The sequence below is a fragment of the Streptomyces sp. TG1A-60 genome (assembly GCF_037201975.1).
Taxonomy (GTDB): Bacteria; Actinomycetota; Actinomycetes; order Streptomycetales; family Streptomycetaceae; genus Streptomyces.
In genome coordinates this window covers 1,772,220-1,793,550 of the sequence record NZ_CP147520.1, presented here as the reverse complement: position 1 = coordinate 1,793,550, position 21,331 = coordinate 1,772,220, and the positions used below count along the sequence as shown (strand labels likewise).

The 21,331-nt window shown below is 71.2% G+C and carries 20 protein-coding genes and 1 pseudogene; 7 read left to right on the top strand and 14 right to left on the bottom strand.

Features of this window, described 5'->3' with window-relative positions:
- Nucleotides 1–3 precede the first annotated feature (3 nt).
- The 5 genes from WBG99_RS07275 to WBG99_RS07255 are packed head-to-tail and all read right to left on the bottom strand — an operon-like array spanning nt 4 to nt 4,453.
- Nucleotides 4–1,851 (bottom strand): proton-conducting transporter membrane subunit, encoded by a 1,848-nt coding sequence (locus tag WBG99_RS07275; protein ID WP_338895533.1) that lies wholly within the window; start codon nt 1,849–1,851, stop codon nt 4–6.
- Nucleotides 1,848–2,153, bottom strand: a complete 306-nt coding sequence (locus WBG99_RS07270) for an NADH-quinone oxidoreductase subunit K (RefSeq protein WP_338895532.1) — start codon at nt 2,151–2,153, stop codon at nt 1,848–1,850. The genes WBG99_RS07275 and WBG99_RS07270 overlap by 4 nt, the downstream gene beginning before the upstream one ends.
- A complete protein-coding gene (locus tag WBG99_RS07265) occupies nt 2,150–2,710 on the bottom strand; it encodes an NADH-quinone oxidoreductase subunit J (protein ID WP_338895531.1) in 561 nt (186 codons plus the stop codon). Before WBG99_RS07265 ends, WBG99_RS07270 begins: the two co-directional genes overlap by 4 nt.
- Nucleotides 2,711–2,742: 32 nt before the next feature.
- Nucleotides 2,743–3,687: an NADH-quinone oxidoreductase subunit H gene (locus WBG99_RS07260; protein WP_338895530.1), complete on the bottom strand. Its 945-nt coding sequence runs from the start codon at nt 3,685–3,687 to the stop codon at nt 2,743–2,745.
- Nucleotides 3,680–4,453 carry a hypothetical protein gene (locus WBG99_RS07255; protein WP_338895529.1) on the bottom strand — a complete coding sequence of 258 codons (774 nt, stop codon included), beginning with the start codon at nt 4,451–4,453 and terminating at the stop codon, nt 3,680–3,682. The genes WBG99_RS07260 and WBG99_RS07255 overlap by 8 nt, the downstream gene beginning before the upstream one ends.
- 39 nt (nt 4,454–4,492) lie before the next feature.
- Here WBG99_RS07255 and WBG99_RS07250 point away from each other — a divergent pair, with 39 nt between their 5' ends.
- Nucleotides 4,493–4,744: a hypothetical protein gene (locus tag WBG99_RS07250; protein WP_338895528.1), complete on the top strand. Its 252-nt coding sequence runs from the start codon at nt 4,493–4,495 to the stop codon at nt 4,742–4,744.
- Between the two features lie 362 nt (nt 4,745–5,106).
- On the opposite strand, the gene WBG99_RS07245 is transcribed toward WBG99_RS07250, so the two are convergent.
- On the bottom strand, nt 5,107–5,403 hold the full coding sequence (locus tag WBG99_RS07245) for an NADH-quinone oxidoreductase subunit A (RefSeq protein ID WP_338900254.1): 297 nt from the start codon (nt 5,401–5,403) through the stop codon (nt 5,107–5,109).
- Between the two features lie 259 nt (nt 5,404–5,662).
- Here WBG99_RS07245 and WBG99_RS07240 point away from each other — a divergent pair.
- Nucleotides 5,663–5,779 (top strand): annotated as a pseudogene (locus WBG99_RS07240) (transcriptional regulator); the annotation flags it as partial.
- 77 nt (nt 5,780–5,856) lie between these two features.
- Here the strand turns inward: WBG99_RS07240 and WBG99_RS07235 are convergent.
- Together WBG99_RS07235 and WBG99_RS07230 are read right to left on the bottom strand one after the other, a co-directional pair.
- Nucleotides 5,857–8,139, bottom strand: a complete 2,283-nt coding sequence (locus WBG99_RS07235; protein ID WP_338895527.1) for a heavy metal translocating P-type ATPase — start codon at nt 8,137–8,139, stop codon at nt 5,857–5,859.
- A gap of 113 nt (nt 8,140–8,252) precedes the next feature.
- A complete protein-coding gene (locus WBG99_RS07230; protein WP_338895526.1) occupies nt 8,253–8,546 on the bottom strand; it encodes a heavy-metal-associated domain-containing protein in 294 nt (97 codons plus the stop codon).
- Nucleotides 8,547–9,449: 903 nt separating this feature from the next.
- On the opposite strand from WBG99_RS07230, the gene WBG99_RS07225 reads away from it, so the two are divergent.
- Together WBG99_RS07225 and WBG99_RS07220 are read left to right on the top strand one after the other, a co-directional pair.
- A complete protein-coding gene (locus WBG99_RS07225; RefSeq protein ID WP_338895525.1) occupies nt 9,450–9,881 on the top strand; it encodes a DUF6153 family protein in 432 nt (143 codons plus the stop codon).
- 76 nt (nt 9,882–9,957) lie between these two features.
- A complete protein-coding gene (locus tag WBG99_RS07220) occupies nt 9,958–11,586 on the top strand; it encodes a multicopper oxidase family protein (protein ID WP_338895524.1) in 1,629 nt (542 codons plus the stop codon).
- Nucleotides 11,587–11,896: 310 nt separating this feature from the next.
- Here WBG99_RS07220 and WBG99_RS07215 read toward each other — a convergent pair whose 3' ends face one another.
- The 4 genes from WBG99_RS07215 to WBG99_RS07200 all read right to left on the bottom strand — a co-directional run bounded on the left by WBG99_RS07215 (nt 11,897) and on the right by WBG99_RS07200 (nt 15,260).
- The gene (locus WBG99_RS07215; RefSeq protein ID WP_338895523.1) at nt 11,897–12,766 is read right to left on the bottom strand and encodes a F510_1955 family glycosylhydrolase; all 870 of its coding nucleotides are present in this window, start codon (nt 12,764–12,766) and stop codon (nt 11,897–11,899) included.
- A gap of 31 nt (nt 12,767–12,797) precedes the next feature.
- Nucleotides 12,798–13,823: an NlpC/P60 family protein gene (locus tag WBG99_RS07210; protein WP_338895521.1), complete on the bottom strand. Its 1,026-nt coding sequence runs from the start codon at nt 13,821–13,823 to the stop codon at nt 12,798–12,800.
- Between the two features lie 160 nt (nt 13,824–13,983).
- A complete protein-coding gene (locus WBG99_RS07205; protein WP_338895520.1) occupies nt 13,984–14,895 on the bottom strand; it encodes a M56 family metallopeptidase in 912 nt (303 codons plus the stop codon).
- Nucleotides 14,892–15,260 (bottom strand): BlaI/MecI/CopY family transcriptional regulator, encoded by a 369-nt coding sequence (locus tag WBG99_RS07200; protein WP_338895519.1) that lies wholly within the window; start codon nt 15,258–15,260, stop codon nt 14,892–14,894. Before WBG99_RS07200 ends, WBG99_RS07205 begins: the two co-directional genes overlap by 4 nt.
- Nucleotides 15,261–15,994: 734 nt before the next feature.
- Between WBG99_RS07200 and WBG99_RS07195 the strand changes: the two genes are divergently transcribed.
- Nucleotides 15,995–16,333: a hypothetical protein gene (locus WBG99_RS07195; protein WP_338895518.1), complete on the top strand. Its 339-nt coding sequence runs from the start codon at nt 15,995–15,997 to the stop codon at nt 16,331–16,333.
- A gap of 94 nt (nt 16,334–16,427) precedes the next feature.
- Here WBG99_RS07195 and WBG99_RS07190 read toward each other — a convergent pair whose 3' ends face one another.
- Complete coding sequence (locus WBG99_RS07190) at nt 16,428–17,852, bottom strand: FAD-dependent oxidoreductase (RefSeq protein WP_338895517.1); 1,425 nt, start codon at nt 17,850–17,852, stop codon at nt 16,428–16,430.
- 103 nt (nt 17,853–17,955) lie between these two features.
- On the bottom strand, nt 17,956–18,921 hold the full coding sequence (locus WBG99_RS07185) for a DUF4349 domain-containing protein (protein WP_338895516.1): 966 nt from the start codon (nt 18,919–18,921) through the stop codon (nt 17,956–17,958).
- Nucleotides 18,922–19,116: 195 nt separating this feature from the next.
- Between WBG99_RS07185 and hemG the strand changes: the two genes are divergently transcribed.
- Nucleotides 19,117–20,589 carry a protoporphyrinogen oxidase gene (hemG, locus tag WBG99_RS07180; RefSeq protein WP_338895515.1) on the top strand — a complete coding sequence of 491 codons (1,473 nt, stop codon included), beginning with the start codon at nt 19,117–19,119 and terminating at the stop codon, nt 20,587–20,589.
- Nucleotides 20,590–20,594: 5 nt separating this feature from the next.
- Nucleotides 20,595–21,326 carry a hydrogen peroxide-dependent heme synthase gene (gene hemQ / locus WBG99_RS07175; protein WP_338895514.1) on the top strand — a complete coding sequence of 244 codons (732 nt, stop codon included), beginning with the start codon at nt 20,595–20,597 and terminating at the stop codon, nt 21,324–21,326.
- Nucleotides 21,327–21,331 lie beyond the last annotated feature (5 nt).

The following is a 21,331-nucleotide window of genomic DNA, read 5'->3' as shown; positions in this document are numbered from 1 at the left end:
GGGTCACCTCACGAGGACGAGCACGACGGCGAGGACGGTGAAGGCCGCGACGGCCTGGGCGAGGTACTGGTGCAGCTGCCCGGTCTGCGGGCGGCGGGCCCAGCGGCCGAGCGCACGGGTGCCGTCGGCGACCGCCGTCACCGTGCCGTCCACCGCCCGCTCCACGACGCCGTCCGTCCAGCGGGCGAACCGCACGGAGCCCGCGGCCGTGCCGTCGACGGCACGGTCCAGGACCCGGTTGTCGAACGCCGCGGCCAAGCGCGCCAGCCGCATCACGGGAGCGACCAGGACGACTTGGGCGGCACGCTCGAAGAGCAGCCAATTCGCGAGGACCGTCTTCGCCCATGGGGACCGGGCCGACGGGCGCGTGTACCAGATCCAGGTGACCACGACCGCCAGTAGTGCAAGGGCACCGGAGAGCACGGACTCCCATGCCTGCGGTTCAGGTTGACCGGCCTGCGCCAGGACACGCCCGACACTGTCACGCAGCGGAGGAAAGGCCACCGGCGTCAGCGCCAGGCAAGCCAGGGCCAGCGAGACCAGGGGCACGACGGCACCGACCGGGACACGGTGCGCGTCGGGTCGCGGGACGGCAGGTCGCCACACGAACCACAGGGCCTTGGCGCTGTAGACCGCCGACAGCAGGGCAGCGGCCAACGCGACGGCGTACAACCAGGGGCTGCTCTCCAGCGTGCCCGCGAGCAGGACGTCCTTGGCGGCCCACAGCGACAGCGGCGGAATCCCGGCCAGGGAGAGCGCGCCGACGGTGAAGGCCACACCGACTGTCCGGTTGTGGCGTGCGGCGCCGAGCAGTTCGGGGAGCCGCTGGGTGCCCAGTGCGGTCAGCCAGGCCCCGGCGGCCAGGAAGAGCAGGCTCTTCGCCGAGGCGTGGGCGATGAGCTGCAGCGTGCCACCCGATGCCGCGCCGGTCCCGGCGGCGAGCACCATGAAGCCGATCTGGGCACAGGTCGATGCGGCGAGCAGTTGCTTGAGGTCGGTTTGCGCTACCGCGACGAGCCCGAGGAAGAGCGCGGTGGCGGCGCCCGTCCACGCGACCACGTCGTCGCCCCAGCCGGAGGCGTTCAGCAGCGGTCCGGTCCGCAGCAGCAGATACGCCCCGGCGGCGACCATGGTCGCCGAGTGCAGCAGCGCCGAGACGGGGCTCGGGCCCTGCATGGCCTTCGACAGCCAGAAGCTGAAGGGCAGTTGGGCGGACTTGCCGAAGGCGGAAACGATGAGGCCCGCGGTGATGAAGGAGAGCCACGGGTCGTCGGCGCGCGCCAGTCCGTCGAGCGAGAGCGTCGTGTCCCGGCCGCTCGCGAGCGCGGCCCCCGCCGCCAGATAGAGACCCAGATCGGCGGTACGCGTGGTGAGGAACGCGGTGTCGGCCGCGCTCGTACGCTCCGGATCCCGCCACCAATATCCGATCAGCGCCCATGAGGTGGCGCCCATGACTTCCCAGCCCATCAGCAGGACCGGGAGGTTCGCGGCCGTGACCGTGACGAGCATACTTCCGGCGAACAGCAGCATCAGCCCGAAGAAGCGGGCCCGGGCCTCGCTCGTGCTGAACTCGGCCGCGCTGAAGAGAAGTACGGCCAGCGTGACCCCGGTGACCGTGACAGTCATGAGTCCGGACAGGCCGTCCACCGCGAGTCGCACGGGAAGTCCGTCGAGGAACGGCGCCCGTACGGCCGGGTGCCGAAAGGCCGTGGCGATCGCGAGGCCCAGAGCGGCGCCTGCCACGGCGAGGGCCACACCCGGTGCCGCACGGTCGGCCCGCCGCCCCACCAGGAGCAGTACCGCCCCCGCCCCGAGCGGCAGCGCGACCAGCGCCCCCAGCAGGGCGCTCACTCCTTCAACTCCGCCGCCATGTCGGTCATGTCGACCTCCCGCGACCGGAACAGGGCGGTGACCACAGCGAACCCCATCGCCATCTCCAGGGCCATCGCCGTGACCGCGAGGACGATCAGGGCCTGGCCCTCGGCCGCCGCCGGAGCGATGTAGTGCCAGGCGGTCGCGGCACCCAGGATGACTCCGCCCAGCATGAGTTCGAGGCCCATCATCAGCATCACGATCGACTGCTGGGTGAGCGCCCCGAACAGCCCGACGCAGAACAGCGCGGCGGCCAGCAGCAGGAACGGTTCCAGACTCACCGGCCGACACCGCCTCGTACGGGATCGTCCGCGTGCCGCGCCCGCAGATCGTCGCCGAGACGGTCGTACCGTCCCCGCCGGGTGGCCAGCACCACCGTGGCGACAATCGTCGCGAACAGGGCCATGCCCAGCGTCATCATGGTCAGCATCTGCGGCCCCATGAGGGACATGCCGAGTTCCATGGTCGGGTCGGCGGGCGCCTTCCCTCGACGGGCGGGCCAGGGCGCGAGCAGGATCCCGGCCGCCAGGAGCAGGAAGAGAAGGCAGCAGACGACGGCCGCGCCCTTCTTGTTGTGCGTCATCGTCATCGGCATGAGCCCGGCCGGATTCATCATGTACATCACCATGAAGACCGCCATGATGGCCATCTCGATCGTCATCATCAGCACGATGACGATGCCCAAGTAGGCGAGGCCGAGCAGCACGACGAGGCCGCCCACGCACAGCAGCGAGGTCAGCAGGGAGAAGGTCGCACGGGCCATGGAGTCGAAGCGGAACACCATCGCGCCGCTGACGACCGCGAGGACGGCCAGCACACAGAAGGTCGCGACATCCATTTACGTCCGACACCTCGCTCTCGTCATCGGCTTCACCGGTTCAGCACCACCACGGCCACGACCAGTGCCTGCGCGATGGCCAGCGGGGTCAGCACGACCCAGGCCAGCTCCAGGTACCGGTCCATGCGCAGGGTCGGCACCCGTCGCCGGGCCCAGACCAGGAAGGCCAGTACGGCCGCCGTCTTGAGTACGGTCCATGCCCAGCCGGGCAGCAACGGGCCGTGCCCGCCGCCCATGAAGAGCGGCACGCTGAACGCCGCCGCCACGACCAGCAGCAGCCACCGGCCGCCGAGGAAGAGCACCCGGTCCGCACCGGACAGCTCGGAGGCCGCCCCACCCGCCACGTCGTGTCCGGCGGGCTGGTCGAACGGCCCCCAGAACGCCATCGCCATCGCGCTGAGCAGATAGATCCCGAAGGCCGCCGGCATCCACACCGCGAACCACACCCCGGCCTGGGCGTCGACGACGTCGCCCACCCGCAACGACTCCGCCCCGAGCGCGGCCGTGGTGATCGCGAGCATGTGCGGCAGCTCGTACGCCAGCCCCTGGGCCAGGAACCGGTACCCGCCGATGAGCGAGAGCGTCGAGTTCGGGCCCCAGCCCGCCAGCCAGACAGCCGCCCAGGCCAGCGCCTCCATCGCGTTGAACCAGACGATTCCCTCCGGAAGGTCGCTCACCGAGCGGAAGCCGAGTGGCAGTACGACGGCAGCGAGGACGGCGGCGACGGGAAGGAGAGCCGCTCCGACCCGGGCCAGCGGCACGTCGGAGGCCCGGGTCCGCCGCGGCTGTTGGACGAGTTGGCGCAGCACCTCCCGGCCTGGCTCCGTCGCGCGGGCGGCTGCCTCACGCGGGGAGCCCAGGCGCCCGTTCCGCGCGCCGGCCGCGAGTACGGCGTCGAACCCGGCCGTCACCAGCGCGACCGCGAGCAGAAGAGCGGGCAGGACGAAGATCGCCCACAACGGAGCACGTTCAGCCATGGGCGACCCCCGGCACCGGAAGGCGCGCGAGCTCGTCGAGGTCCGGGTCCAGACTCGCGACGATGATGCGCGCGCAGGCGAACTCGGTGCCCTCCAGCAGGCCGGGCAGGGCATTCAGCATGGCCTGGGACGGAGGCACGGGCCCGTCGAGCCGCCCGCGAGGGCCGACTGCTTCGGCCCCGTCGAGAACGTCGCTGTCGTCGCAGGCGGCCGCACTGCGCCCGACCGCGTCGAGCCACACGAGCATCCGGCTGTGCGCGTCCCCGTCGGCGGCCAGGGCAGGTCCTGTGACTCCCAGGTGATGCGCGTGCCCGGCGGGCAGCGAACCCAGTCCGGCGGTCAGCCGGCGCAGCGTGCGGGACCTCGCGGCCCTCCGGGCCAACGGACGTACGAGGCCGGAGAGTTCAGCAGTACTGGCCCCGGCCAGGGCTCGGTCACGTACGTGTCGGGCGCGGGCGGCCAGGTCGGCCCACCCCGTCACGGCGAAGAACCTGCCCAGGCTGTCCAGATGCGCCGCACACAGCCTCCGGGCGGCATCACCCCGGGAGACCCGCTCGCCCACGCGTGCCTGGAGCCACGGTTCGTTCCAGAAGGGCGGATACGGCGATGTGGGTGCCGTCGCCTCGACGTCGGCCTGCTGGACGACGTCACCCTGCAGGGACAGGCGCAGCACCAGCCCGGCGGGCCAGTCGAGGAGGGCCGGGCCCAGCGGCACGTGCAGCCGGTCGAGCCGCAGCCCGTCCCTGTCCTCGGCGCGATCGGCCATGGGCAACCCGTCCACGACGCCGCCCATGTCGTGCCCGGCGTGACCGTGATGCCCGCCGTCCATCTCGTGTCCGCCGTGTCCGCCGTGTCCGCCGTGGTGATCTTCGTGCTCGGCGTGCTGAGCGTCTTCACCGTGTTCGTGGTGACTGCCGTGCTCGTCGCCCGAACCCTGGGTCTCCTGCCCACCCTGGTCGTCGTGACCGGCCGGGTTGTCGTGACCACCGTGGTCGCCGTGTTGCGAGTCTCCGTGAGGCGGTTGGTGATGGTGCCTGCCGCTCTGGGCCGCCGTTGATTTTCTGGCGGGCGGCCCCTCTCCGTGACCCCCGTCCGGGGCTCCGACCGGACCTGCGGTTTCCCCGCGCCGGACTTCGGCGAGCCCACGATCGAGGTTCTCGGCGACCTGCTCGCCGTTGGTGAGCCGTACCCAGGACTTGGGGGCCGGGACGGCACGCCACAGATTCGCGATCCAGTCGCCCTCCTCGGTGTCGAGACCGCCCACGACCACCAGCAGATCCGCCTCCGCGGGCACGGCCACGCAACGCCACCCGCGCCGCGCCAACTCGGCCTCGGCAGTGAGCCGTTCTCGCGTGGCACCGGGACACACGGCCAACAGAACCCCCGGCCGGGCCATCGCTGTTCGCGTGATCCTGCGCCTCAGCTCCACCGGAAGGCCCCCTCTCGCCAGGCGTACGCGACGCCCGCCAGCAGGATGCCCAGGAAGAGGAACATCTCGACGACCGCGGTCGTGCCCACGGCCGAGACGACCTTCGTCCACGGATACATGAACAGCATCTCCATGTCGAAGGCGAGGAAGACCATCGTGACCGGATACCACCGGACGTGGAAGCGCGAGAGTGGATGCTCTTCCGGTTCGAGCCCTCCGCTGAACGGCCCGGTGCGCAGCGGTTCACGGACCGCCCTCACCGCGATGGCCAGCGCATGGAGCAGCACGACGGCCCCTGCGACCAGCACGAGGAGGGCCAGCACCGGCTGCCAGTCCGATGTCCGCACGTGGGCCCCTTCCCGACGCTCGCCGTCACACGGTTACCACGCCAGGCAGCATGTCAGTCCGCCGTGCGGCTGGGTGCGTACGACACCGGGACCGCCGGAGCGCAGCCGGTCAAGTGGAAGACGCAGCGCCACCCCGGAGTACTCCCAGGCCGCTGAACCGCCTGCCCCAGCCGCCGCTCGCGCTCTCGCCTTCTCAGCGCTGCTGGAGGACCACCTGGGGCACTGCGTGCACGATGCCATCGATGCCGGAGGAGACGAAGCCCAGGACAAGGTCGCCGAGCCTGCGCAGGCCATCGCCCGGCTCTTGCGTGCCTGAGTCCGGCCCGAGCGGATTCCGCACAGCGAGGCGCGCGGCCGGAAGGCCGCGTGCCTCGGTGGGCATCGTCCACGTGCCTACTTGAAGGACCGCAGCCGCAGGCTGTTGGTCACCACGAACACCGACGAGAACGCCATCGCGGCGCCCGCGATCATCGGGTTGAGCATGCCGAAGGCGGCGAGCGGCAGGGCCGCGACGTTGTAGCCGAAGGCCCAGAACAGGTTGCCCTTGATGGTGGTCAGGGTCCTGCGGGAGAGCCGGATGGCGTCGGCGGCCACCCGCAGGTCACCGCGTACGAGGGTGAGGTCGCCCGCCTCGATGGCCGCGTCCGTGCCGGTGCCCATGGCCAGGCCCAGGTCGGCGGTGGCGAGGGCGGCGGCGTCGTTGACGCCGTCGCCGACCATCGCGACCGTACGGCCCTCGCTCCGCAGCCGCTTGACCACGTCGACCTTGTCCTCGGGCAGCACTTCGGCGATCACCTCGTCGATGCCGACGGCCTTGGCCACGGACTCGGCGACGAGTTGGTTGTCGCCGGTCAGCAGGACGGGCGTCAGGCCCAGCCTGCGCAGCTCGGCCACCGCCTCGGCGCTGGTCTCCTTGACCGCGTCGGCGACGGTGAGGACACCGCGCGCCTCGCCGTCCCAGGCGACGGCGACCGCCGTACGGCCTTCGGCCTCCGCGGCGGCCCTGGCCTCCGCCAGCTCCCGGGGCAGCTCGACGCCCCACTCCTTGAGGAGCTTCTCGCGGCCGACGAGGACAGCGTGCCCGTCGACGACGCCGTGGACGCCGAGGCCGGCGACGTTCTCGAAGTTCTCCGGTAGGGGAAGGGTTCCGGTCCGCTCGGCCGCCCCGGCCGCGATCGCCCGGGCGATGGGGTGCTCCGAGGCGTGCTCCAACGAGCCCGCCAGCCGCAGCAGTTCGGTCTCGTCCACGCCCGGTGTGGTGAAGACGTCCTGGAGGGTCATCCGGCCCGTGGTCACCGTTCCGGTCTTGTCGAGGACGACGGTGTCGACGCGGCGGGTGGACTCCAGGATTTCGGGGCCCTTGATGAGGATGCCGAGCTGGGCGCCGCGGCCGGTTCCGACCATCAGGGCGGTCGGCGTGGCCAGTCCCAGGGCGCAGGGGCAGGCGATGATCAGGACGGCGATGGCCGCGGTGAAGGCGGCCACGGTGTCGCCGGTGGCGCCGAGCCAGATCCCGGACGTGGCGACCGCGATGAAGATGACCACCGGTACGAAGGTCCCGGAGATCCGGTCGGCGAGGCGCTGTACCTCGGCCTTGCCGTTCTGCGCGTCCTCGACCAGCTTCGCCATCCGCGCGAGCTGGGTGTCCGTGCCGATGCGGGTCGCCTCGACGACGAGCCGGCCGCCCGCGTTCACGGTCGCGCCGGTGACGACGTCCCCGACGGTCACGTCCACCGGCACCGACTCGCCGGTCAGCATGGAGGCGTCCACCGCCGACGCCCCCTCGACGACGGTGCCGTCGGTGGCGATCTTCTCCCCGGGCCGTACGACGAAGCGGTCGCCGACGGCCAACTGGGCGAGAGGGACGCGTACTTCCCGGCCTTCGCGCAGGACCGCGACGTCCTTGGCGCCCAGCTCCATGAGTGCTCGCAGCGCAGCACCCGCCCTGCGCTTGGACTTCGCCTCCAGGTAGCGGCCCGCGAGGATGAACGTGGTCACTCCGGCCGCGGCCTCCAGGTAGATGGAGGAGGAGCCGTCCCCGCGGGAGACTGTGAACTCGAAACCGTGGCGCATGCCCGGCATTCCGGCGTGTCCCCAGAACAGCGCCCACACCGACCAGCCGAGCGCGGCGAGTGTGCCGATCGACACCAGCGTGTCCATGGTCGCGGCACCGTGCCTGGCGTTCGTCCAGGCCGCCCGGTGGAAGGGGAAGGCCCCCCAGACGACGACGGGAGCCGCCAGGGTCAGCGACAGCCACTGCCAGTTGTCGAACTGCAGAGCCGGAACCATCGCCATGAGGACGACGGGCACGGTGAGTACCAGCGAGATGTACAGGCGCTGCCGCAGGGGCAGCAGCTCGCTGTCCGTCGCCGGAGCGGTCTCACCCTCGCGCTCTTCGGTGAGGGCGGAGGCGGGCGGGGGCGGCTCCTCGGCGGTGTAACCGGTCTTCTCGACGGTGGCGATGAGGTCGGTGACCTCCACGCCCGCCGGGAACGAGACCTTCGCCTTCTCGGTGGCGTAGTTGACGGTCGCGGTGACGCCGTCCATGCGGTTGAGCTTCTTCTCGATGCGGGCCGCGCACGAGGCGCAGGTCATTCCGCCGATGGAGAGCTCGACCTCGGCGGCGGGCGCGGGCGCCGTGCCGGTGAGTGTCTTCTCGGGAGCCGTGCTGGTCATGGGCGTATCTCCAGGGGGAGGCCGGGACGTACGGCGTCCGTATCAGCGGAGCGGTACGTCCAGGCACGGGAGGAATTCGCTGCCCGGGGCCGTGGGTGGCCCCGAAGGGAGCGTCAGGCGCGGCCGACGAGCTCGTAGCCGGCCTCGTCGACGGCGGCGCGGACGGCCTCCTCGTCGAGCGGGGCGGCGGAGGTGACGGTCACCTCGCCGGTGTCGGCGACGGCCTTGACCGCGGTGACGCCGGCGAGCGCGGAGATCTCCTGGGAGACCGCGCCCTCGCAGTGGCCGCATGTCATGCCGGTCACCTTGTAGGTGGTGGTGACGCCGACGCCCTGGACGTCGACCGTGTCACCGGAGCCGCAGGATCCGCAGCAAGAGCCGGAGCTGGAGTTCGTCTCAGTGGTCATGGCTACTTCCTCGGGGTGTGGATGCGTGAGTCGTCCTGCGGGAGGGGCGTGGTTCCGTTGTCCTCTCGCGCAGACGTCGATACTATACCCCCTAGGGGTATAATTTCCAGTGTGGCTCCGCCCACGCGATCTGGTCGGTGTGGCCGTCTACCGCTAACGCGATTGGTGAGTTCCGTGACGTGCGGCGAACAATTGCACGTCGAGGCGACGATGGGCAGGGAGCCGGTGAGATCCGGGGTGGTCCCACCACTGTGACCGGGGGGTGTCCCAAGTGGGTGAACGGCCAGCCCTGTGGCCGGGCGCCTCGGGGGCCGCCGAAGCGCTCACGGGGCCTCCTCGTGGGGTGCACGCGCCCCACCGTTCAGGAGGGCGACGGGTTGGTGTCCGACGCTCGGGTCCTCTTCGCCGTCGCGTGCGCCGTCCTGGATCGCCGGATCCCGTGCGCTCTGGCGGCGGTGGCTGACGCCGGCGGGCGCCGGGTTCACCGGGGTCTGGCTGCTTCTTCTTTTCCGCTGTCCGGCTGACCCGCCGGGGGTGGGCGATTCGGGAGCGCTCGACACCCGGGTACACGCATGGCTCGCCGCCATGGCGATCGGAGTGATCGCCGTCGTACTGGCCTGGCGCGTCCATGGGCGGCTGGAGTGGCGCGGTCGTCCGGCGTCGCCGCGCCGGCTGGCCGTGACGGCCAGCCCTCGCGCCAGGGCATCGTGTGTGTCAGAATCTTCCCGGAAGTACTAACGACTTTCGTAGATCCGAGCCGGTGCGCGTGGCCGTGGACGGTGCGACAGGAAGCGGTACGCAAGTGTCGGCACCGTCCACGGCCACGTCGTTCGGCCGGCCGGTCGTCCGGGTACCCCCTGGGGGTAGAATGCCGGTCCGGTAGGCACGGCGCAGGTGGAGTACATGGAGATTCGGTCAGCTCGGGGCGGTGGCGTAACCGGCCGCTGGGCGTACGGTGTGTTCCTCACCCTGTCCGTCGTGCTGGCCGTGCTCGTTCACCACGAGACGTCTGGCGTGGGTGTCTCGCCGATGCCGAGTGCAGCCCATGCCGCCATGCCCAGCACGGCCCATGCCGCACACACGATGCCGGATGAGCCGGCACCGGCGGTCTTGGACCACTCCTCGCACAGCGCCGACGGCAACGGCGGATGTTCCTCGCCCGGGACGCAGCATTGCGCGACGTGGAACGTCGCTTCCGTGCAGCTCGCCGTACCCGCCAAGGTCGCGTACGACCCGCTGGCGAACCTGCGTCAGGCCCTCGCCGGGCACGCACCCGCCGCCACGGTCGGCCGAGCCCCGCCCGACCTCTCCGTCCTCTCCCAACTGCGCATATAGGCCGCGCCGGACGGTGCGCGAATGCCCGTCCCCTCCGTGACCACATCGGCAGTTTTGAGCCAGAGGACACAACCCCATGAACAGCATCAACCGTCGCTCCGTCCTACTCGCCGGGTTGGGGGCCGCCGGTGCCGGTGCGCTCGCTGCCTGCAGCGGCAGTTCCGGCTCCAGCGGCAACGCTCTGATCGACCCGTCCGGCTCGGCGGTCGCCGCCGCCGAGAAGAAGCGTCCCAGCACCGGACGGCAGCAGAAGCTCACCCTGACGGCCGCGCCGGCCATGATCGATCTGGGTGGCGGCGTCATGCCCAGGACCTGGGCCTTCGACCAACGTATCCCCGGAAGGGAGGTCCGGCTCTCGGCCGGTGACACCCTGGTCGCCGAACTGTCCAACCAGCTCCCGAACAAGACGGCCACGTCGGTCCACTGGCACGGCCTAGCGCTGCGCAACGACATGGACGGTGTGCCGCCCGCCACCCAGACCGCCGTCCGGGCCGGCTCCACCTTCACGTACCAGTTCGTCGCCGACGCCCCTGGCACCTACTTCTTCCATCCGCACGTCGGCGTCCAGCTCGACCGAGGCCTGTACGCCCCGCTGATCGTCGAGGATCCCAAGGAGACCCTCGCCTACGACGACGAGTGGGTCGTCCTCCTCGACGACTGGGTCGACGGCGTCACCGGTACCCCCGACGAGGTCTTCGCAGAGCTCAGGCAGGGCATGGGCGGTATGGGGGGCCACGGCATGGGGGAGAGCAGCAGCCCCAGCTCCAGCGGCATGGAGGGCCACGACATGGGGGACATGGGCGGGATGGACATGGGGGACTCCGAGTCCCCCTCGGCCTCCCCCTCCTCGTCCGGCGGCATGTCGATGAAGTTCATGCTCATGGGCGCCGAGAGCGACCTGCTCGGCGGCGACGCCGGCGACGTGAAATACCCGTACCACCTGATCAACGGCCGGGTGCCGGCCGACCCGGACGTGTACACCGGCAAGCCCGGTAAGAAGGTGCGGCTGCGCATCATCAACGCGGGCGGGGACACCGCGTACCGGGTGGCCCTCGGCGGCCACAAGCTGACCATCACTCACACCGACGGCTTCCCGGTCGAGCACCAGGAGGTGGACGCCCTGCTGGTCGGCATGGGGGAGCGTTACGACGTCCTCGTCACCCTGGGAGACGGGGTCTTCCCGCTCGTCGCCCTGGCCGAGGGGAAGAACGCGAACGGCCTGGCCGTGGTGCGTACGGGTTCGGGGAGTGCGCCGAAGGCGACCGTCCGCCCGAAGGAACTCGACGGCATGATCATGACGGCGGCGCAGCTGCGGGCGGCCGACGGTGTCCGCCTGACGTCCGCCAGGACCGACGTCACGCACCAGATCAAGCTGACCGGCGGCATGGACAAGTACAACTGGGCCATCAACGGCACGCCGTTCGACATGAACGACCCGCAGGCGAACCCGATCCTCATCGAGGAGGGACAGCGCGTACGGCTCGAATTCGTCAACGACACCGACATGTGGCACCCGATGCACCTGCACGGCCACACGTACCAGCTCGGAGTGGCCGGCCCGCGCAAGGACACCTCGATCGTGCTGCCCAAGAAGAAGCTGTCCGTCTTCTTCGACGCCGACAACCCTGGCCAGTGGATGCTGCACTGCCACAACGCTTACCACGGCGAGGCCGGGATGATGGCGAACGTGGCCTACAAGGCATGACGCTCCACTGACTCCGGCCAGGGCCCACGGGGCGGGGCCGCCGCTGCCGTACCGGGAACGACCGGTACGGCAGCGCGGCCTGACCGCCCTCAGGCGGTCAGTGGCCGTGGCCGTCCTCCGCGTGACCGGACTCGGCCTCGGTGGTCACACCGGATTCCGGTGCCGGGGAGGACGCGGCGGAGGTGGGGCGGAGGACTCCTTCCCGGTGCTGCGCCCGTCCGTATCCTCCTCTGGCAGCGCCACCGGTGCGTACGGGGCGTCCGAGCCGAGCCCCGGCTCGGACGGATGACCCCGCGCTTGCGAAGCCGGGTCAAGAAGCGAGCGGCGCCAGCTCGGAGAAGGTCTTGCCGCCGTCACGCGATTCGTACACGCCCGTCATCGTCGCCGCGAGGATGTGGTCGGCGTTCACCGCGGTAAGTGCCTGGGGCTGCCCGCCGGGCACGGTCGTCAGCTCCTTCCACGACCTGCCGCCGTCCGCGCTGCTGCTCAGCTTCCCGGACGTGCCGATGCCGAAGAGGGACTTCCCCGCGGACCAGGACACAAACGCCTGCACCGGCCCGGCACCCTTGCCGAAGGTACGGCCGCCGTCGGTGCTGGTGGCAACACCCTCCGCCGTGGTGGCCAGCAGTTTGTCCCCGGCGGGGCTCACCGCGAGGTCGAGGGCCTCCAGCTTCGCCCGGTCGTCCCAGGTCTTCAGATCGTCGCTGACCCGGATTCGTCCGCCGTCGTATCCATAGACGGTGCCCTTGGCCGAGTCCAGGGAGTGGAAGTCGGCCTCCCCCGACAGCGACCGAGACGTCCAGGTGCGGCCCGCGTCCTTGGTCTCGATCAGGCCGACGTTGCCGGGGCGGTCGCTGCCCTGGGCGCCGTGTCCGCTGGCGATGAAGGTCTTCTCGCCGGTCACGGTGAAGCCCATGAAGTCGTCCCTGCTGTCGCCGACGAGTTTCGGCTTCTGTCCCTTGGCAACGGTGTAGAGGCCGTTGTGGGTGGCGACGTACACGCGTCCGTCAGCGGGGTCGACGCCCAGGCCGTGCACATGGGAAAGGGCCTCCGAAGACTGCGATGTACTCGCTGCCTCCCCCGTGTCCGAAGAGCCGCCTCCGCAGGCGGCGAGGACCAGAGCGGCGACGGACGCGCCCACGACGGCGAGCGGGGGACGGATGGCGGGGTGTGCGGTCACGGAAGTTCCTCGGGTGGTACAGAGGTTGTGCTCAGGGCCTGCTCGCGGCGAAGAACGGCATGGAGTCCAGCGGGACGATCTCGATGTTCTTGCCGGTGCGCGGGGCGTGGATGGCCTTGCCGTTGCCGACGTACATGCCGTTGTGCTGGTTGTCGTTGTACCAGTAGACGATGTCGCCGGGCTGGAGGTCGGACCTGGCCACCTTGCGGCCGGCGTCGTACTGCTGCTTGACGGTACGCGGCAGTGAGACGCCCGCCGCCCGCCAGGACGCGCCGGTCAGGCCCGAGCAGTCGAAGGAGTTCGGTCCGGTGGAGCCCCACTCGTAGGGCTTGCCGAGCTGCGCGTACGCGAAGTCGAGTGCGGCCTTGGCGCGTCCGCTGGCCGGGCCGTTGTACGTGGCGGGGGAGTCGCTGGCGCCTGCGGAGGCGTCGTCGCGCTCTTGGTCGGCTTCCATCTCGGCGCGCTGGGCGGCCGTCAGGCTGTTAAGGAGCTTGCGGGCCTCGGCGAGCTTGTCCTGGACCTCGCTCTTCTTCTCGCCGGCCTTGGCGCGGGTCTCCTCCAGAGTCTTCAGACGCGTCTGGGCGGCCTCGCGTTCCTGGGTGAGTTCTCGCTGCTTGCCTTGCATGGCCCGTAGGGCCTCGGCTTGCCGTCCGCTCGTACGGTCGAGCATCTGGGCCCGGTCGAGGTAGTCGTCGGGGTCGCCGGACAGGAAGAGCTGCACGCTAGGGTCGATGCCACCGTTGCGGTACTGCTCGGCCGCCAGCGGGCCCATCTTCTCCCGCAGCTCGTTGACTTGCTGCTGCTTGAGGGCCAGGCGGTCCCGTACGCCGTCCACCTCGCGCTGCAGTTCCTCCTGCTTCTCGCTGATGGCGTTGTACTCCTCGGTGGGAGCCTCGGCCTCCTCGTAGAGCTTCTCGACCTGCTTGCGGACCTCGTCCACCGTCGGTTTGGGGGCCGCCTGGCTCTGCGTCGGCAGGAGGCTGACGGCACCGGCGGCCATGCCGAGGGTGGCGATCCGGGCACGGCTGGGCGGCTTCGGCCGACGGTGCGTTGCCATCGTGGTGCGACTCCTCTGCGCGGTCTGTGTACCAGGGCGACGGGCCGGCGTCCGTCGTACCGGCGCCCAGGGCGCCGACCGGTCAGGCGCGTTAGAACTTAGTAGCTTCGTAGTTCGTACCGCAAGCGAGCTCCAGCCACTTCCGTCTCACAGAAACCGGTCAGCCGAGCCAAGGAGGGCAGGTGAGGAGCAGTGGCAGCAGCGGAGCAGCCACGGCCGCGGCGGCCACGGAGCCCCACAGCGCGGGGTGCGGCGCCTTGCGGGGACCGAGGACCCGCTTCAAGCGGATGAGGACGGTGTGGCCGCCCGCGGCGAGCGTGCCCTTGGGTGCGCGGGCCGCGGCCATCTCGTACATGGCGGTGGCCAACACCTCGTGGGAGTGGCTGCGCAGGGCACGGTCGTCCGCGACCATCTCCAGCAGCAGTGCCGTCTGCTCTCGGGCGTGACGTGCCAGGGGGAGCCCTCGGAACACCGAGCGGAAGGCCTCCGCGGCGGCCAGGACGAGGTGGTGGCGGAGCGTGATGTGGGCCTGCTCGTGTTCCAGAACGGCGCCGAGTTGCTCCGAGGTCAGCTCGCGCACTGCCGCGTCACTGATCACGATCCGGGGATGGCGGCCGGGCAGGCAGTAGGCGGCGGGGATCTCGTACGGCAGGACGGTGGCGCTCAGTCCTGCCGAGTGGCGGCCCACCAGATCAAGGGTCGCCCGGTGCTCCGTGCGTGCCCGGCAGGCCCGCGTCACGTGGAAGACGAAGGTCGCCGCCAGGGCGATCGCGATGGCGGCGGGCACGCCGACGGCCAGTCGGCCCACCGTGTCGGGGTCGGGTCGGCCTGATCCCAAATCGAGCCCGCAGGAGTGCAGCAGCCCCACCAGTCCCGCGTGCAGATGCTCGGTCGGCATCGCCAGGTTGTACGCGGAGAGTGCGACCCCGATCGAGAAGGACACCGCCAGTGCGTGCCAGACCGCCACCGCCAGGGCGGGCGCCCGGTGCGGCCAGCCGGCGCGCAGCAGCAAAGGCGGGGCGACGAAGCCCACCACCGCCGTGTAGCCGACCAGGACCGGGGCCGAGTTCATGGCTTCGCCTGTCGTCCGGCGCTCCGCAGGGCCCTGCGCAGGGCGGCTTGCTCTTCCTCGGTCATGTTCTCGACGAAGTGGACCAGTGCGGCCGGACGGTCCTTGCTCTCACCCAAGCCGTCCTCCATGAGCGCGGCTGCGTACGCCTCGCGGCTGCGTACGGGGGAGTACAGCCAGGCGCGGCCCTGCTTGCCCCGCAGCAACCAGCCCTTGTTGTACAGGATGTTGGTGACGGTCATCACCGTCGTATACGCGAGGGGCCGGGTCCTGTTGATGTCGTTGACGACCTCACGCACCGTGGCCGGACGGTTCCACGTCCAGAAGCGGTCCATGATCTCCGCTTCGAGATCCCCCAGCCGTCGCATGGCCCTGACTCCCTTTCGCCACTGAATACGCAGGCCCATAGTAGGCGGCTGGGCCCTCGGTCCTCTGGGCGGCGGATGCTCACCCCGCCCGGTCGCTTTGGTTGCTCTTGCGTTCCGAGAGCGGCGACGAGGCGCCCGGTTCCGCGCCCGCCAGGCACACCGCGGCACTAGGTCGGCGCGTTCCGAACCGGTCGCCCCTTCCTGGGACTTCTGGACTCGGCCCAAAGCCGCGTCACGCCTTCTCCCTGCGAGGGTTGTTCGTGCTGCTGACGCGCCTTGGTGATCAACACAATGTGCCGGAGCCGCCCGCTCGTTTGGCCACAGCGTCGAGTGAAGTCCCTCTGCCCGCATGGGCCTTCGACAGTGAGAACCTCGACCCCGTCCGAGCTCCCGACCGCTGCCACGACCTCCGCCTCGGGAAGGCCGTCTTCCCGCAGTCGTCCCCTCGGGTTCCACCGTGCGCCCTCGCTGACGGACGACACAGCAACTCACATGCGCCAACTCCCTCTCGACTTTCACTTTTGTGACCAGCCGTCAGGTAGGTGGCTCACATGGGTGACTTGTGGTCATCGGTCCGTCCCGGGGCGGGACAGCGAGGAAGTATCGGCGGTGCTTGCTCCGCCTCCCGAAGGGGCCGGAATCAGTGGGCGGGCGTCGGCGCCCACGCCCGGTGAACGTGAGCGGCGGCTGATGCGTATGACTCCTCAACCGCGGATCTACGTGAGGAACACGCGATGAACGACCGAGTCACTCCTCCGATGCACGCCACCCCCGATGGTGAGGCCGAGATCTCGCTGGTGGTGCGGCTGCCCTGGGAAGACGTCGCCGCGCTCGGCCAGGAGGCCGGGCGGCTGGCGGCGCGGATGCAGCGGCCGGTGACGCTGGACGAGGCGGTCAGCCACCGGTTGCGGTCGGCGCGGCCGGCCGCGGCGCATGCGAAGCCTGCGACGGCGCCTCCGGCGGCGTCGGCCGCGGTGACGTCCTCGGCTTCGGTGTCCTCGTTGCCTGCTCGGCCGCCGACCGAGCAGGCTCGGCAGGCTATTGATCGGATAAACGGTACGTCGGCTGTTTAGTGGGGTCTCGCCGCAGGGGTGCTGTGCGTTGCCGGCTGCGGGATCGTGGTGGCTGGTCGCGCGGTTCCCCGCGCCCCTTGGCCGACGGCCCCCGTTATGAGGCGCCCGACCTCACCGCCGCCACCGCCTTCCTCGCCGCCACCAGAACCGGGTCCCACACCGGCGAGAAGGGTGGGGCGTAGCCGAGGTCCAAAGCCGTCATCTGCTCCACCGTCATGCCTGCCGTCAGGGCCACCGCCGCGATGTCCACCCGCTTGCCCGCACCCTCCCGGCCGACGATCTGGACGCCTAGGAGGCGGCCTGTGCGGCGCTCGGCGAGCATCTTCACCGTCATGGGGGCGGCACCGGGGTAATAGCCGGCGCGGCTGGTGGACTCGATGATGACGGTGACGTACCGGAGGCCGGCGCGGTCGGCGTCCTTCTCGCGGAGGCCGGTGCGGGCGATCTCCAGGTCGCAGACCTTGCTGACGGCGGTGCCGACGACGCCGGGGAAGGTGCCGTAGCCGCCGCCGACGTTGGCGCCGATGATCTGGCCGTGCTTGTTGGCGTGGGTGCCGAGCGGGATGTGGCGTTCGCGGCCGGAGACCAGGTCGAGGACCTCGACGCAGTCGCCGCCCGCCCAGATGTCGTCATGGCCGCGGACACGCAGGGAGAGGTCGGTCAGCAGGCCGCCGTGCTCGCCCAGCGGCAGTCCCGCCGCCCTGGCGAGCGTCGTCTCGGGGCGTACGCCGATGCCCAGGACCACCACGTCCGCCGGGTACTCGGCGTCCTCGGTGGCGACCGCGCGGACCCGGCCGTCGGCACCGGTGCGCAGGGCGGTGACCTCCGAGTCGTCGACCATGGTGATGCCCATGCCCTCCATGGCCTTGTGCACCAGGCGGCCCATGTCCGGGTCGAGCGTGGACATGGGCTCCTTGCCGCGGTTGACGACCGTGACCTCGTACCCCCGGTTGACGAGCGCCTCGGCCATCTCCACGCCGATGTAGCCCGCGCCGACGACCACCGCGCGCACCCGAGGCGCGGAACCGATCCGGCCCTCGGTGGCGGCCAGGGTGTCGAGGAGGGCCTGGCCGTCGTCCAGGGTCTGCACCCCGTGCACCCCGGGCGCGTCGACGCCGGGCAGATCGGGGCGGATCGGGCGGGCACCGGTCGCGATGACGAGCTTGTCGTACGAGGTCCAGGACTCGGCACCGGAATCGACGTCCCGCGCGCGCACGCGTGCGCTCCCGACGTCGATCTCCACGACCTCCGTACGCATCCGCAGATCGATGTCGCGGGTGCGGTGCTCCTCGGGCGAGCGGGCGATGAGCCGGTCACGGTCGGGGACGTCGCCGCCCACCCAGTAGGGGATGCCGCACGCGGAGTAGGAGGTGAAGTGGCCCCGCTCGAACGCCACGATCTCCAGCTCGTCGGGTCCCCGCAGCCGGCGCGCCTGCGACGCGGCGGACATGCCCGCCGCGTCGCCTCCGACGACCACCAGGCGTTCCCTCGAACGTTCTTCAGTGCGGCTCATGTTCATGGGAACACGCTACGGCGGTCCCGCATTTCGGTGCTGCCTCTCGGCTGCCACCGGTTCGGCCGGTCGGTTTCGCCGGTTCGGCCGGTCGCGCCGACTCGGCCGGTCAGTCCTGGTCGTCCTCGTCCGGTGCGGCGGACGGGAGTGAACCGGCGGTGCCCGCCGTGGTCGTGGCCGGGGCGGGGCGGCGGGAGCGGGCGAAGCGGAACCACACGAGCAGGACGAGGGCCGTGGCGAGGGCGAAGGGGAGGATCGCGGCGAGGGCCATGCCCAGCCAGCGGAACACGGCGACGAAGGCGTTCCAGCCGCCCGCCAGCGCGTCCACGAAGCCGGGGTCGTCGTCCTTGCCGGCCTTCTTCACCGCGGTCTCGGACAGGGACAGCGTGATGGTGGCGAGGCTGGTGCGGTCCTTCAGGGACTTCCGCTGGGCGAGCAGTGCCTCCAGGTCGGCCTGACGGCCGCTCAGCTCGCCCTCCAGGGTGACCACGTCGCCGAGCTTGGTCGCCCGGTCCATCAGCTCGCGGATCCGCGCCACACTCGCCTGCTGCGTCCTGACGCGGCTCTTCACGTCGACGACCTGGTCCGTGACGTCCTCGACCTCGGTCTCCCGCTCGATCAGCTTGCCGGTGCCCTCCAGTTCGTCGAGGACCTCCTCGTACTTCGCGGTGGGCACGCGCAGGACGACGCGGGTGCGTTCGCGGTCCTCGCCGTCCCGGGTCGTGGATTCGTTCCCGACGAACCCGCCCGCGTTCTCGACGGTGGTACGGGCCTCGTCCAGGGCCTCCGGTACGTCCTTGACCCGCACGGTCAGTGAGGCGGTGCGGATGATCTGGTTCGTGAGGAGGTCCGGCGGGGCGTCGGCGGCCCCGCTCTTGCTCTCGTCGCCGCTGCTGCCGCTGTCCAGCGCGCCCTCCTGCCGGGCCGTGGTGTCGGCCCTGCTGTCGCCGGCCCCGCCGTCCGAGGCATCGTCGCCGGTGCCGCACCCGGCGAGCGCCAGTGTGGCGGCGAGGAACAGGGCGGCCAGGGCCGGCCCCGCGGGCCGCCGGGAACGTCGTACGTGTGTCTCTGCCATTGCGGCGTACCCCCCGAGGGTCGTGACGGGCTTGCTTGCCTTGCTGACGGTCCTTCGACGCCGGGGCGGGCCGGAACGTTGGACGGTCACGGTCCCGAAGGGGTCACGGTCCGGACTCGGCACGGCCACATGGGCGGCCGTGGTGACGACGGAACCGACGACATGACTGTCAGTGACATCTGAGAGGGTGGAACCATGAGCGGATCACGCACGGACGCCGGGCACGTCGTCGTCATCGGGGCCGGAATCGCGGGGCTGGCAGCCGCGCACGGACTGCTGGACCGGGGCGCGAGAGTGACCGTCCTGGAGGCCTCGGACCGGGTCGGCGGCAAGCTGCTGCCCGGCGAGATCGCGGGCGCGCGGGTCGACCTCGGCGCCGAGTCGATGCTGGCGCGCCGCCCAGAGGCCCTCGCCCTGGCGCGTGAGGTCGGTCTCGCCGACCGGCTCCAGCCGCCCGCCACCGCCACGGCCTCCCTCTGGACCAGGGGCGCCCTGCGGCCCATGCCCAAGGGCCACGTCATGGGCGTCCCCGGCACCGCGTCCGCTCTCTCCGGGATCCTGTCCGACGAGGGGCTCGCCCGGATCGAGCGGGACGCCGACCTGCCGCGCACCGAGGTCGGTGACGACGTGGCGGTGGGGGAGTACGTGGCGGCCCGCCTCGGCCGCGAGGTCGTCGACCGCCTGGTGGAGCCGCTGCTCGGCGGCGTCTACGCGGGCGACGCGTACCGCATCTCGATGCGCTCGGCCGTCCCGCAGCTCTTCGAGGCCGCCCGGACCCACACCTCCCTCACCGAGGCTGTTCGGGGCATCCAGGAGCGCGCCGCGACCGCCCGGCAGACCGGGCCGGTCTTCATGGGCATCGAGGGTGGAGTGGGCCGACTGCCGTCGGCGGTCGCCGAGTCGGTGCGGGCACGCGGCGCCGAGATCCGCACCGGCACGCCCGTCACGGAGCTGCGCCGCGAGGCCCCCGGCGGGTGGCGTGTCAGCACCGGGAGCACCGGGAGCGCTGAGGACCGCGTCCTGGGCGCCGACGCCGTCGTCGTGGCCGTGCCCGCTCCGATCGCCGCCGCCCTGCTGCGCGCCGAGGCCCCGGAGGCCGCCGCCGAGCTGGGTGCCGTGGAGTACGCCTCCATGGCGCTCGTCACCCTCGCCTACCGCCGCGCGGGCCTCACCCTCCCCGAGGGCAGCGGCTTCCTGGTGCCGCCGGTCGACGGCCGCACGATCAAGGCGTCCACCTTCGCCTCCCAGAAGTGGGGCTGGCTCGCGGACGAGAACCCGGACCTGCTCATCCTGCGCACCTCCGTCGGCCGGTACGGCGAGACGGCGATCCTGGACCACGACGACGCCCACCTCGTGGACGTCTCCCGCCACGACCTGCGCGAGGCCACCGGCCTGTCCGCGACCCCGGTGGCGACCCGCGTCACCCGCTGGGACGACGGCCTGCCCCAGTACCCGGTCGGCCACCACGCGCGCGTGGCCCGTGTCCGCGAGCACATCGGCAAGCTGCCCGGCCTCGCGGTCTGCGGCGCCGCCTACGACGGCGTGGGCATCCCGGCCTGCGTCGCGAGCGCCGCCGCCGCGGTCGACCGGATCCACGGTGCCCTGCGGGCTGCGCGGGAGCTCACCGCCAACCCGGTGCAAGGCCTCCACGGCGGAGCGGGAGAATAACAACCATGAGCGACGACGCCCCCACCACCGAGCCCGGCCGCATCCCCAACAAGGGCAAGCTGGCCAAGGACCTCAACGAGGTCATCCGCTACACGCTGTGGTCCGTCTTCCAGCTGAAGGACGTGCTGCCGGAGGACCGGGCCGGTCACGCCGAGGAGGTCCAGGAGCTGTTCGACCAGCTCGCCGCGGAGGACGTGACCATCCGCGGCACGTACGACGTGTCGGGGCTGCGCGCAGACGCCGACGTCATGATCTGGTGGCACGCGGAGACCAGCGACCAGCTCCAGGATGCGTACAACCTCTTCCGCCGCACGAAGCTGGGCCGCGCCCTGACGCCCGTGTGGTCGAACATGGCGCTGCACCGCCCCGCCGAGTTCAACCGCTCGCACATCCCGGCGTTCCTCGCCGACGAGACGCCCCGTGACTACGTCAGCGTCTACCCCTTCGTGCGCTCCTACGACTGGTATCTGCTGCCCGACGAGGACCGCCGCCGCATGCTCGCCGACCACGGCAAGATGGCCCGCGGCTTCCCGGACGTCCGCGCCAACACGGTCGCCTCGTTCTCCCTCGGGGACTACGAGTGGATCCTGGCGTTCGAGGCCGACGAGCTGTACCGCATCGTCGACCTCATGCGCCACCTGCGCGCCTCCGAGGCCCGCATGCACGTCCGCGAGGAGGTCCCGTTCTACACGGGCCGCCGCAAGTCGGTCGCGGAACTGGTGGCAGGGCTGGCATGAGCTCC

Bases quoted from the DNA above. Each gene is read 5' to 3' on its own strand.
- WBG99_RS07210 (WP_338895521.1), bottom strand. From the start codon at position 13,823: ATGGCAACGCACCGTCGGCCGAAGCCGCCCAGCCGTGCCCGGATCGCC.
- WBG99_RS07205 (WP_338895520.1), bottom strand. From the start codon at position 14,895: ATGAACTCGGCCCCGGTCCTGGTCGGCTACACGGCGGTGGTGGGCTTC.
- hemG (WP_338895515.1), top strand. From the start codon at position 19,117: ATGAGCGGATCACGCACGGACGCCGGGCACGTCGTCGTCATCGGGGCC.
- WBG99_RS07200 (WP_338895519.1), bottom strand. From the start codon at position 15,260: ATGCGACGGCTGGGGGATCTCGAAGCGGAGATCATGGACCGCTTCTGG.
- WBG99_RS07230 (WP_338895526.1), bottom strand. From the start codon at position 8,546: ATGACCACTGAGACGAACTCCAGCTCCGGCTCTTGCTGCGGATCCTGC.
- hemQ (WP_338895514.1), top strand. From the start codon at position 20,595: ATGAGCGACGACGCCCCCACCACCGAGCCCGGCCGCATCCCCAACAAG.
- WBG99_RS07220 (WP_338895524.1), top strand. From the start codon at position 9,958: ATGAACAGCATCAACCGTCGCTCCGTCCTACTCGCCGGGTTGGGGGCC.
- WBG99_RS07185 (WP_338895516.1), bottom strand. From the start codon at position 18,921: ATGGCAGAGACACACGTACGACGTTCCCGGCGGCCCGCGGGGCCGGCC.
- WBG99_RS07195 (WP_338895518.1), top strand. From the start codon at position 15,995: ATGAACGACCGAGTCACTCCTCCGATGCACGCCACCCCCGATGGTGAG.
- WBG99_RS07260 (WP_338895530.1), bottom strand. From the start codon at position 3,687: ATGGCTGAACGTGCTCCGTTGTGGGCGATCTTCGTCCTGCCCGCTCTT.
- WBG99_RS07235 (WP_338895527.1), bottom strand. From the start codon at position 8,139: ATGACCAGCACGGCTCCCGAGAAGACACTCACCGGCACGGCGCCCGCG.
- WBG99_RS07265 (WP_338895531.1), bottom strand. From the start codon at position 2,710: ATGGATGTCGCGACCTTCTGTGTGCTGGCCGTCCTCGCGGTCGTCAGC.
- WBG99_RS07190 (WP_338895517.1), bottom strand. From the start codon at position 17,852: ATGAACATGAGCCGCACTGAAGAACGTTCGAGGGAACGCCTGGTGGTC.
- WBG99_RS07255 (WP_338895529.1), bottom strand. From the start codon at position 4,453: ATGGCCGATCGCGCCGAGGACAGGGACGGGCTGCGGCTCGACCGGCTG.
- WBG99_RS07225 (WP_338895525.1), top strand. From the start codon at position 9,450: ATGGAGATTCGGTCAGCTCGGGGCGGTGGCGTAACCGGCCGCTGGGCG.